The organism is Polaromonas sp. P3_B4, from assembly GCF_056402835.1.
Window position 1 is genome coordinate 3,457,359 of sequence record NZ_JBFUGQ010000001.1, and the last position, 11,215, is coordinate 3,468,573.

General features: G+C 60.5%; 13 protein-coding genes. 7 read left to right on the top strand and 6 right to left on the bottom strand.

Annotation, left to right across the window (positions count from 1 at the left end; genetic code table 11):
- The first annotated feature begins 16 nt into the window (after positions 1-16).
- A complete protein-coding gene (locus AC1DVV_RS16405) occupies positions 17-1,060 on the top strand; it encodes a type IV pilus twitching motility protein PilT (RefSeq protein ID WP_457281553.1) in 1,044 nt (347 codons plus the stop codon).
- Positions 1,061-1,248: 188 nt separating this feature from the next.
- On the top strand, positions 1,249-2,385 hold the full coding sequence (locus tag AC1DVV_RS16410) for a PilT/PilU family type 4a pilus ATPase (protein ID WP_457281554.1): 1,137 nt from the start codon (positions 1,249-1,251) through the stop codon (positions 2,383-2,385).
- Here the strand turns inward: AC1DVV_RS16410 and AC1DVV_RS16415 are convergent.
- The gene (locus AC1DVV_RS16415) at positions 2,382-3,329 is read right to left on the bottom strand and encodes a LysR family transcriptional regulator (protein WP_457281555.1); all 948 of its coding nucleotides are present in this window, start codon (positions 3,327-3,329) and stop codon (positions 2,382-2,384) included. The two genes, AC1DVV_RS16410 and AC1DVV_RS16415, sit on opposite strands and share 4 nt — an antisense overlap.
- Before the next feature lie 116 nt (positions 3,330-3,445).
- Here AC1DVV_RS16415 and AC1DVV_RS16420 point away from each other — a divergent pair, with 116 nt between their 5' ends.
- From AC1DVV_RS16420 to AC1DVV_RS16430, 3 genes are all read left to right on the top strand, one after another.
- Complete coding sequence (locus tag AC1DVV_RS16420; protein WP_457281556.1) at positions 3,446-3,868, top strand: 4-oxalocrotonate tautomerase; 423 nt, start codon at positions 3,446-3,448, stop codon at positions 3,866-3,868.
- Positions 3,869-3,951: 83 nt separating this feature from the next.
- Positions 3,952-4,332 (top strand): tautomerase family protein, encoded by a 381-nt coding sequence (locus AC1DVV_RS16425; protein WP_457281557.1) that lies wholly within the window; start codon positions 3,952-3,954, stop codon positions 4,330-4,332.
- Positions 4,333-4,506: 174 nt separating this feature from the next.
- On the top strand, positions 4,507-5,409 hold the full coding sequence (locus AC1DVV_RS16430; protein ID WP_457281558.1) for an NAD(P)-dependent oxidoreductase: 903 nt from the start codon (positions 4,507-4,509) through the stop codon (positions 5,407-5,409).
- Between the two features lie 79 nt (positions 5,410-5,488).
- On the opposite strand, the gene AC1DVV_RS16435 is transcribed toward AC1DVV_RS16430, so the two are convergent.
- From AC1DVV_RS16435 to AC1DVV_RS16445, 3 genes are all read right to left on the bottom strand, one after another.
- Positions 5,489-6,148 (bottom strand): BON domain-containing protein, encoded by a 660-nt coding sequence (locus AC1DVV_RS16435; protein ID WP_457281559.1) that lies wholly within the window; start codon positions 6,146-6,148, stop codon positions 5,489-5,491.
- Complete coding sequence (locus tag AC1DVV_RS16440) at positions 6,145-6,744, bottom strand: phosphoheptose isomerase (protein ID WP_431098788.1); 600 nt, start codon at positions 6,742-6,744, stop codon at positions 6,145-6,147. Before AC1DVV_RS16440 ends, AC1DVV_RS16435 begins: the two co-directional genes overlap by 4 nt.
- Before the next feature lie 99 nt (positions 6,745-6,843).
- Positions 6,844-7,299 carry a YraN family protein gene (locus tag AC1DVV_RS16445; protein ID WP_457281560.1) on the bottom strand — a complete coding sequence of 152 codons (456 nt, stop codon included), beginning with the start codon at positions 7,297-7,299 and terminating at the stop codon, positions 6,844-6,846.
- A 50-nt stretch (positions 7,300-7,349) separates the two neighbouring features.
- Between AC1DVV_RS16445 and rsmI the strand changes: the two genes are divergently transcribed.
- Positions 7,350-8,198 (top strand): 16S rRNA (cytidine(1402)-2'-O)-methyltransferase, encoded by an 849-nt coding sequence (gene rsmI, locus AC1DVV_RS16450; protein ID WP_457281661.1) that lies wholly within the window; start codon positions 7,350-7,352, stop codon positions 8,196-8,198.
- Complete coding sequence (locus AC1DVV_RS16455) at positions 8,195-9,427, top strand: multidrug effflux MFS transporter (protein ID WP_457281561.1); 1,233 nt, start codon at positions 8,195-8,197, stop codon at positions 9,425-9,427. Before rsmI ends, AC1DVV_RS16455 begins: the two co-directional genes overlap by 4 nt.
- Positions 9,428-9,442: 15 nt before the next feature.
- Here AC1DVV_RS16455 and AC1DVV_RS16460 read toward each other — a convergent pair whose 3' ends face one another.
- On the bottom strand, positions 9,443-9,841 hold the full coding sequence (locus AC1DVV_RS16460) for a hypothetical protein (protein ID WP_457306447.1): 399 nt from the start codon (positions 9,839-9,841) through the stop codon (positions 9,443-9,445).
- A 416-nt stretch (positions 9,842-10,257) separates the two neighbouring features.
- Complete coding sequence (locus tag AC1DVV_RS16465; protein ID WP_457281563.1) at positions 10,258-11,181, bottom strand: LysR substrate-binding domain-containing protein; 924 nt, start codon at positions 11,179-11,181, stop codon at positions 10,258-10,260.
- Positions 11,182-11,215 lie beyond the last annotated feature (34 nt).

The following is an 11,215-nucleotide window of genomic DNA, read 5'->3' on the forward strand; positions in this document are numbered from 1 at the left end:
TTCAAAGGGTCCCGGGATGGATATCACGCAGTTGCTGGCTTTTAGCGTCAAGAACAAGGCGTCTGACTTGCATTTGTCGGCAGGCTTGCCGCCCATGATCCGGGTTCACGGCGACGTGCGGCGCATCAACATCGATCCGCTGGACCACAAGCAGGTGCATTCCATGGTGTATGACATCATGAACGACACCCAGCGCAAAACCTACGAAGAGTTCCTGGAGGTCGACTTCTCGTTCGAAATCGACGGACTGGCGCGCTTTCGCGTCAATGCCTTCAACCAGAATCGCGGCGCCGGTGCGGTGCTGCGGACCATTCCATCCAAAATCCTGACACTGGAACAGCTCAACGCCCCCAAGATTTTTGGCGACCTGGCCATGAAACCGCGGGGCATGGTGCTGGTCACCGGCCCCACCGGCTCGGGCAAATCGACCACACTGGCCGCCATGGTCAACTACCTGAACGAAAACGAGTACGGCCACATCCTGACGGTGGAAGACCCGATCGAATTCGTGCACGAATCCAAAAAATGCCTGATCAACCAGCGTGAGGTTGGCCCACACACCCTGAGCTTTAACGCCGCGCTGAAGTCGGCCCTGCGGGAAGATCCGGACGCCATCCTGGTGGGTGAAATGCGTGACCTGGAAACCATCCGGCTGGCTATGTCGGCCGCCGAAACGGGCCACCTGGTCTTCGGCACGCTGCATACTTCCAGCGCCGCGAAAACCATTGACCGGATCATCGACGTGTTTCCGGCCGAGGAAAAGGAAATGATCCGCTCCATGCTGTCCGAGTCATTGCAGGCCGTGATCTCGCAAACGTTGTGCAAAACCAAAGACGGTGCGGGCCGCGTGGCTGCACACGAAATCATGCTGGGCACCAGCGCCATCCGCAATTTGATCCGCGAGGCCAAGGTCGCCCAGATGTATTCATCCATCCAGACCGGCAACAGTGTGGGCATGCAGACGCTCGACCAGAACCTGACCGAACTGGTGAAGCGCAATGTGATTTCTGCTGCCGAAGCCCGCGGCAAGGCAAAAATCCCGGAAAACTTCCCCGGCTAGAAGCTATGGCCCCCACGCTTGTCACTTCGAGCCTACGGCGCGCTGCCCCTTTCCTTACGTATGGGGCCGCTGCGCCTGCGGCCCGGCAAAGCCGGTTCCGCGGCCCCTGCTTGATTGAAGAGAGAACCACCGTCACCGATCCTGCCGAGTTTCCGGCAACGACAGAGTTTGTTTGAAAGGAGTCGCAAATGGAACGCGACCAGGCCAGTAAATTCATCAATGATCTGCTGAAACTCATGGTCAGCCGTAATGGCAGTGACCTGTTCATCACAGGCGACTTCCCACCGGCCATGAAAGTCGACGGCAAGGTGACCAAGGTGTCGCCGCAGCCGCTGAACGCCGGCCACACGCTCGCCCTTGCCCGTTCCATCATGAACGACAAGCAGGCCGCCGAATTCGAACGCACCAAGGAATGCAATTTCGCCATCTCGCCGCCCGGCGTGGGGCGCTTTCGCGTCAATGCTTTCATCCAGCAGGGCAAGGTCGGCATGGTAATGCGGACGATTCCCGCCGTGCTGCCCACCATCGACGGGCTGGGTGTGCCCCAGGTGCTCAAGGAAGTGGTGATGAGCAAGCGCGGCCTGACCATTTTGGTGGGCTCTACCGGTTCGGGTAAATCCACCACGCTGGCGGCCATGGTCGACTGGCGCAACGAACAGTCGTTCGGCCACATCATCACGATTGAAGACCCGGTGGAATTTGTCCATGCGCACAAGAACTGCGTGATCACGCAACGTGAAGTGGGCCTGGACACCGACAGCTGGGAAGCGGCCCTGAAAAACACGCTGCGCCAGGCGCCCGACGTGATCCTGATGGGCGAGATCCGCGATCGCGAAACCATGGAACACGCCATCGCGTTCGCGGAAACCGGCCACCTGTGCCTGGCCACCCTGCATGCCAACAGCGCCAACCAGGCGCTGGACCGCGTGATCAACTTTTTCCCCGAAGAGCGCCGCACCCAGTTGCTGATGGACCTCTCACTCAACCTGAAGGCCATGATTTCACAGCGGCTGGTGCCCAAGCAGGACGGCAAGGGCCGTTTTGCGGCGGTGGAGGTCATGCTCAACTCGCCGCTGATCTCCGATCTGATCTTCAAGGGCGAAGTCTCCGAAATCAAGGAGATCATGAAAAAGAGCCGCAACCTGGGCATGCAGACTTTCGACCAGGCGCTGTACGACGCCTTCGAGAGCCACTTCATCACCTACGAAGACGCCTTGCGCAACGCCGACTCGGTGAACGACCTGCGCCTGCAGATCAAGCTCAACTCGCAGCGTGCCAAGTCCGTCGACCTGGCTGCAGGCACGGAAAACTTCGCTATCGTCTAAGCCGCTGAACTGCCGGCGTCGTTCCGGCCAAGGGCTGAGTTCGAAGGGCTAAAGGCCGCGAAGCAGACCTGAAGGTAATCGATAGTGGCCCGGATTTTGGGAGCCCGATGGCGTTCGGCCAGAATCACCGCATCAATAGAATAGACATCGCTCACCGTGTGCCGGGCCAGCACCGGCTTTAACCGGCCTTGCGCCACCAGCTCGCGGCCGATAACGTCGTTGATCCGGGCAATGCCGGCTCCCGCCAAGGCAAGTGAAACCACCGCAGCGCTGCTATTGACGCGCAACTGCCCCTGCACCGTGAGTGGGGTGACGACCGCGTTTTCTTCGAAGGTCCATTGATTGTGGGTAATCGAAGTGGTATTTGATATCAGGCTGTGCAATTGAAGATCTGCCGGCGCACGCGGAACGCCATGCTTCTTGAGATACACAGGTGAGGCGTACAAAGCACGCCCATGGCTTCCAAGATTACGGGCAATGGCAGTCTGCGCAGGTGCAACACCCGCCCTCACGACGATATCCATCGCCTCATCGGCCATGCTGACAAGGCGATCATCCAGATGCAGGTCCAGCTTCAATTCCGGGTGCAAGGCCCGCAGCTTGCCCAGCCGGGGAATCAGTACATATTCAGCAAGAATCTGGCTGATGCTCAAACGGACCGTTCCCACCACTGAGCGGCTTCGGCTGGCGAAGCTGTTTTGCAATTGCCTGTGTTCGGCAAGGATGCGCTGGGCGTATTCAAGGAAGACCTCACCTTCGTCAGTGAGAGAGAGGCTGTGAGTGGTCCGGTGCATCAGCCGCAGGCCGCATTGAGCCTCCATGCGCGCGAGCGACCGCGACATATGGCTGGCCGCAACGTTGCGTTCCCTCGCTACTGTCGAGAGCGACTGGGCAGATGCAAGCTGCGCAAACAGCGAGAAGTCGTCAAGGCTGAGGTTTTTCATGCTTGTGCAGATTTGACACAAGCATTATGCATTCGGGGGGATTTCCAGCGGGCGCCGTCATGGGCACAGTTCACTTCGCGCGGACATGTTGTGCCGTCGCTCTTCAAAGGATTTTTATGCCCATCTCCATCCAGCTATCGCAGGGACTTTTAACGCCGGCCGGCGAGCGCGAGGTTTTCTCCAGAGTTGCAGACGCCTTGCTGCAGGTACACGGCCTCAGCGGAAACACCTTCATGACTCCCGCAGTCATCGGGCATGTCGACATTTACCCTGAAGAGCACAGCTATGCCGGCGGCAAACCCCAGTCGCTTGCGGTCATAGAGGTTAAGGTCCCTTCTGTCACCTTCCCCGATCAGTCGGTGAAAGACAACTTCGTCAAGGCGGCAACAGACATCATTGACGAACTCAAGGCGGGAAAACACCCGAGAGAGCGCACCTTTGTCAACGTGACCTATGCGGTGGAGGGTGCCTGGGGAATTGCCGGCAAAGCCTATACCAACGCCGACCTGGGAATGGCCATTGGAGCTGCCGCAGGCTAGGCAAGCGCGGGAACTGACCACTGCCCACATTCACCTCCGTCGCCCGCACAGCGCACCAACCGATTAATCCAAAAGGAAACTTCATGCCTCTCGTACGAATTGACCTTCCTGACACCACGCCGGACGAAGAGCTTTCGGCCGTGTCGAGCCTTGTGCACCAAGCCCTGGTAGACACGTTCAATGTGCCGGAGCCGGATCGCTTCCAGACGCTCACGCGTCATACACCGCGCCAACTCATTTGCTCCGAAGAATTCCTTGGGGTCACGCACTCCGCCCACGTGGTTTTTATTCAAATATTTTGTGCCCCCGGTCGATCGCCGGACATGAAGAAGGCGCTCTTCTGGGAAATCGGAAAACAAATCTCGTCGAATTGCAGCTTTAGTGCGGCCGACGTCATCATCAATCTGGTTGAGACGTCGCGTGAGAACTGGTCTTTTGGAAACGGCATGATGCAATTCAGTTAATAAATGGGGCAGGACAGTCTGTTTTGCATACCCCCCAACGCGCTGAGATGCGTCATGAATGTGAAGCTGCTCCTTCATGGGAAAACAGGGAGGTTCACGGGGCAAAGCGCGCAATCAAGCCATAATCATTGCTACCCAAACCCCCTTGCCCGACGGGCCTCAAGAGATTTAACTGTGTCATCAATTCACCCCAAAACCTACGAAACTTCCGATTCACGTACTGTCGCCTTCCTGGGCCTCGGTGTCATGGGCTTCCCGATGGCCGGGCACCTGGCGCTGGCGGGCCATGACGTCACGGTCTACAACCGCAGCGCCGCCAAGGCTGCCTCCTGGACGAGCGAGTTCAAGGGCCGTGCAGCCGCCACGCCGCGCGAGGCGGCTGCAGGTGCAGACGTCATTTTCTGTTGCGTGGGCAACGATGCCGACCTGCGCAGCGTGGTACTGGGTAACGATGGAGCGCTGGCCGGCATGAAACCGGGCGCCATCTTCGTGGACCACACCACGGCCTCGGCCGATGTGGCGCGTGAACTCTCCGCGGCGGCCTCCAAGATCGGCTTGCACTTCATAGATGCGCCCGTCTCGGGTGGCCAGGCAGGTGCGCAAAATGGCGCGCTTACAGTGATGTGCGGCGGAGACACCGCAGCATTTGATGCCGCGAAACCAGTGGGCATGGCTTTTTCAAAAGCCTTCACGCTGATGGGCCCAAGCGGCGCGGGGCAACTTACCAAGATGGTCAACCAGATTTGCATTGCCGGCCTGGTACAGGGCCTGAGCGAAGCGGTGGCGTTTGGCCAGAAGGCCGGTCTGGATGTGAACCAGGTCCTGGACGTGATTGGCAAAGGCGCAGCGCAAAGCTGGCAGCTCGACAACCGCGGCAAAACCATGGTGGCCGACAAGTTTGACTTCGGGTTTGCCGTGGACTGGATGCGCAAGGATCTGGGCCTGGTACTGGACGAAGCCAAGCGCAATGGTGCGCGCCTGCCCGTGACGGCCCTGGTCGACCAGTTTTATGCCGACGTGCAGGCCATGGGCGGCCAGCGCTGGGACACATCGAGCCTGATCAAGCGCCTGAAATAAAGACTGGGCCGAACCCGACAAAAGCGGACGAAAAGCAGAACGACAGTGCTGGCGAGGCCAGCACTGCCAGCCCCTAACTTCAACTCCCGGCGGGTTTGGCGCCGGCGGGCGGCTCTACGGGTTTTGACGGCAGCATGCGTGCCAGCTCTTCCTCGCTGATGATTTCAAACATGCGGATGACTTTTTGCACACCCGGAGTGGAACGAACCACGTCTGTGGCACGATCCGCTTCTCGCTGTGTAACGCGCCCCATCAGGTAGGTCGTACCACGTTCGGTCACCACCTTGAAGGCGTTCAACGACAGGTCACGTGCGTCAATCAGCATCGCCTTGACACGGCCAGTGACGAGGGTGTCGGACGAGCGCTGCGTCAGAGTGGAACTGCCCATGATGGCAAGCTCATTGACCACCGAGTTCACATTCTCCACACGCGAAACGATCTGTTCGACGAGTTGCTTGTCCTGGGCATTGGGGACTTCCCCCGTCAGCAAGACCTGCCGGTTGTAGCTGGTCAGGTTGACGTGAACACGATCACCCACATTGCTGCGAATCCGGCTCAGCGCGCGCAATTCAATGCCTTCGTCTTCCAGCTGCGCACCCGACGTACGGCGATCGGTGGCAACAAGCGCACCGCCGGCCATGCCGCCCACCACCAAAGGAAAGCAGGCTGTCAGGGCGCTGCCAAGCAATACCGACGTACCAATGGCCAGAGCGAGTCGTTTCAACGGGGCATATGTCATACAGAGGTCTCCTGATCGCCAAGTAACTGGGTGTCCACACCATCGCAAATGCAATGGAGGACAAGAAGGTGCACTTCCTGGATACGCGCGGTCCGCTCATGCGGCACGCAGATATGCACATCGGTTTCGCGCAGGGCATGGGTCATCTTGCCGCCCCCGCGCCCCGTCAGCGCCACCACGGTCATCTCGCGCTCATGGGCGGCTTCGATGGCGGCCAGCACATTGGCCGAATTGCCGCTGGTGCTGATGGCCAGCAATACGTCGCCGGCGCCGCCCAGGGCACGCACCTGCTTCGAGAAGATGACCGTGAAGTCGTAGTCGTTGGCAATGGCGGTGAGGATGGAGCTGTCGGTCGTCAGCGCAATCGCACCCAACTCGGGCCGCTCACGCTCATAGCGCCCCACAAACTCCGCAGCGAAGTGCTGGGCATCCGCTGCCGAGCCACCATTGCCGCAGGCCAGGACTTTGCCGCCACTGGTGACGCTGGCCAGGATGGCCTGCACTGCGGCCGCAATCGGTTTGGACAGGACCTGTGCCGCCTGGTATTTCAGGTCGGCGCTGTCAATGAACTGCTGTTCGATACGTTGTTCAAGCATGGGGTCAATGATAGCGGGTCGGACTGCGCCGCCGGCCCCGGAGGGGTTTGCGCAGGCTGGCAATGGATGGTTACAAATTCCGCCATCCATTCCCGGCGCTCAGGACGCGTCGAAAGCTCCGGGCAGCCATTCAATGTCAGGAGCCGCCCCGTCATCCTGCGGCCCGTTGACCAGGACCACGTCGAATCGACAAGGCGGTGGGCTGCCGAAACGCATGAGATAGTGCCTCGCGGCAAAGATGATTCGCTGCTGCTTGGCGGGGCTGATGCTGGCGCCGGCGCCGCCGTGCGAGACGCCGGTGCGCTGGCGCACTTCCACAAACACCAAGGTACCGTCGGGTGCGCGCATGACCAGGTCGATCTCGCCGCCACCGCGGCCCGGCGTCCGATAATTGGTGTCGACCAATACCAGTCCGGCCTTGGCAAGGTAGGCGCGCGCGGCAGCTTCCGCAGCATCACCCCTCGACTTGGTGGTAACCTGCCCAGGCGAGGCTGGGGCCTGAAGGGCCGTCGCTTTTGACGCCGTCCCGGCAACCTGTTTTCTGGAAAACCACATTGAACGCTTCCTTCGACCTGGCACTGAATGCGGCACGCGCCGCAGCAGGCATGCAGCATTATCCGGAAAGCGCGCTCTATGTGGTGGCGACCCCGATCGGGAACCTGGCCGATATCAGCCTGCGCGCCCTGCAAGTACTGCAACTGGTAGACGCCATAGCCTGCGAAGACAAACGGCATTCGCAGCCCCTGCTACGGCAGTACGGCATCGACAAGCCCCTGCTGGCGGTGCACGAACACAATGAAGCAGAGGCCGCAGGCCTGGTGATCGAACGCCTGCAGCGGGGTGAGCGCGTGGCCTATATCAGCGACGCCGGCACGCCGGCCGTGAGCGATCCCGGCGCCCGCCTGGTCGCCGCCGTTCGTGCCGCTGGCCTGGCCATCATGCCCCTGCCGGGTGCCAGCAGCGTCACCGCGGTGCTCAGCGTGGCCGGGCTGAGCAGCCCGGGCGGTGACACCGGGTTCGTATTCGCCGGTTTTCTGCCGAGCAAGGCCGGTGAACGCGACCAGGCCATCCAGCAGCTGCAAACCGATACCCGGGCCATCGTGATTCTGGAAGCGCCGCACCGCATCGAGGCGCTTGCGAAAGCACTGGCGGTGCTGCAAGCCCGCCTGGTCACCGTTGGCCGTGAGCTGACCAAGCAATTCGAGGAAATTGCGACCGTGCCGGCGCAGGATTTTTCCGGCTGGCTGGCTGCTGGCGCCCAGCGTACGCGCGGTGAATTTGCACTGGTGCTGCATCCTTGCGCCGCTGCGGATAACCCTGAAGATGGCACACGGGTGTTGCAGTTGTTGCTGGCGGAGTTGCCGCTCAAGACTGCTGTAAAAGTCGCGGCAGAAATCACCGGCGTGGGGCGCAACGAGCTCTATGACACCGCACTCAAGCTGAAAAAAGAATGAACCCCAACGCCGACGAACTCTGGCGCGCCCCACGCTGGACGCTTGCCGCCTTGTTGGCTGTGCTCGGGATGCTCGGGCCGTTTTCCATCGACACCTACATTCCCGCCTTTTCCGGCATGGCGCAGTCGCTGGGAGCATCACCGGTAGAAATGCAGCAGACGCTGTCGGCCTACCTGTTCGGTTTTGCTTTCATGAACCTGTTTCACGGCGCGCTGGCCGACAGTTTTGGCCGCAGGCCGGTGGTGTTGTGGGGAATCGCGCTATTCACTCTGGCGTCGGCCGGTTGCGCGCTGTCGCAAAGCATCGGGCAACTGGTTTTTTTCCGGGCCATGCAGGGCTTGTCGACAGGTGCGGGCATTGTGGTGTCGCGCGCCGTCATACGCGACATGTACCCGCCGGCTCAGGCCCAACAGGTCATGAGCCAGGTCACCATCTATTTCGGAGTGGCCCCAGCCCTGGCGCCCATTGTCGGCGGCTGGCTTTTTGTGCATCTGGGCTGGCACAGCATCTTCTGGTTTCTGACGGGAGTGGGTGTGATCCTGTGGGCTACCAACTTCCGGTTCTTGCCCGAGACACTTCCGCCGCTGGAACGCCAGCCGTTTGAAGTCAGGCACCTGATGCGGGGCTACTGGCAGTTGGGTTCCAGTCCCCGCTTTTTATTGCTGGCGCTGGCCAGCGGCGTGCCATTCAACGGCATGTTTTTGTATGTACTGTCAGCGCCCGCTTTTTTGGGGGAACACCTGGCACTGCAGCCTACCGAATTTTTCTGGTTTTTCATCCTGACAATCTCCGGCATCATGTCCGGCGCGTGGCTGAGCGGCCGCCTGGCAGGAAAGATTGCCCCCAAGCAGCAAATACGGCACGGCTTTGTCATCATGCTGGTCACCTCGGTGCTTAACCTGATTGCCAACATGCTGTTCGCCCCGCATGCTTCGTGGTCCCTCTTTCCGATCGCAGTGTTTGCATTCGGCTGGGCGCTGATGGTGCCGGTCGTCACGCTGCTGGTGCTGGACCTTTATCCTGAACGGCGCGGCATGGCTTCTTCCCTTCAGGCCTTCGTGGGCTCAACCGCCAACGGCATTGTTGCCGGTGTCATCGCCCCGCTCGCAATGCACTCCACCCGGGCATTGGCGGCAGTCTCGCTCGGGATGATGTGCATCGGGTTGGTTGCCTGGGTGTATCTGCATCACCGGTGGCCGGATATCGGCCGCTCCGCAACACCCGACTAGCGTGCAATACGCCCATCAGCGATCATTGACTCGCATGGGAAATTCCATGCCTTGCCCGATGCGCTGCACCACGTTGTTGCCGTCCAGGTAAGCCCAGAAAAACATGGGTTGATCGCTGTCTCGCCAGCGGTAAGTCATGATGTCGCCGGACCATGACGCTACACGGTCAATCTTTGCCGGCCGGCCAAATTCGCGTTCCATATCCGAGCGCGTCCACTTGCCCGGCTGGACTCTTGAGAACTCTGCTGGCGTCAGAACCTCGCGGACGCCGATGACCCTGCCGGCGGCATCCAGATCTACCATCGTGGCGAACTGACCAAGCGGCTGGCCCGAATACTGCAGCCGGGTTCCCGCATCCAGCGGCACCACCCGGGACGGCGTTCCGCGAAGCGCGATGACGTTCTCACGGGTCATGCCGGGCTTTATCGCTGTCAACGCGCAGCCGGCGGCACACAGCGCCGCGACAACAAGACCGGAAACAAATTTAAATACCCTCACGGTTACTCCTGCCTGAAATTGAATTGATCACAAGACTTGGGACTCCATCCCGGCCAGAATGTTCCCCGTGTGTGGCACCGTGGCCTCTGCTTTAAAGTTGTGCCCAACTGATCGTCACTACGCGGGCCGAATCACGGATTGTTGCATCATGCCGCACCCACTGAGGACGCCCGGACTGCCGCTGTCATTGTTTCTGGTACCCATGGTGCAGGGCAACGGCTCGAAGCCGGGATTCAACGGATTGGACTAGGCCCCAAGCAAACTCGCCGACTCATTTTGTACTGAGCCCGCCTGGGGGCCGAGATGTTTGGTGTCCATGTACCCGCACGCACTCAGGCTTTGTGCTGCCGCGCAAATATTTTGGCCAGATCCAGGAAATTCTTTTCGGCCGGCGAGTTGCTGTCTTCCCGGCTCACCAGCGTGATAGGCGCCACCAGCGCGGGCCTGGCATTGGTGATACGGCAGTACACCACGCTCTCACGGTGAAAATCCTTCATGGATGCGGGAACCACGGAAACGCCCGCGCCCGCCGCGACCAGGCTGATATTGGTCAGCATGCGCTCCACCTCCGAGGCGATCCTGAGCGTGAAGCCCGCCTGTTCACAGGCTTCGATCAGATCCGAATACATGCCTGGTGCGCCGTGTCTGCGCACCAGAATGAACTGCTCATCAGCCAGGGATTTCAGATCAATGACCGGCATCTTGCCCTTGGCGGCGCCCGCCACCAGCGCATGGCCCACCGGCAGAATCAGCAGCATCTCTTCTTCGAGCAAGGAAAAAAAACTCACACCGCGCGGATGGCTGACGGGCGTACGCAGAATCGCGATATTGACCTTGCCCCTGTCTATGCCCTCGGTTAATTCCGCCGCATTGGCTTCCCTGAGGTCCAGGTGCACATCGGGATAGGCGCCGCGATAGGCCCGGATGATCCCCGGAATCAAAGGATGAGCCGCGGCAGAGCTGGTAAAGCCTATGGCCAGCGTGCCTTCAAAGCCCTGTGCGGCGCGCGCGGCGCGTGCCGCGCCCTGCTCGACGCCGCGCAGGATGGCCTGGGCTTCCTGCAAAAACACCGCGCCACCGGCCGTCAGCGCCGCGCCTTTGGGGTGGCGGCGGAACAATTCGAAGCCCAGCTCCTCTTCCAGCAGCCGGATCTGGTGGCTCAAGGGCGGCTGCTGCATATTCAACCGCTCGGCGGCGCGCGTGAAATGCTGCTCCTCGGCAACCATCAGGAAGTAGCGCAGATGTCTCAGCTCCATGGTGTCAGCCCATCTTTTTTAGGTATCGGGGATC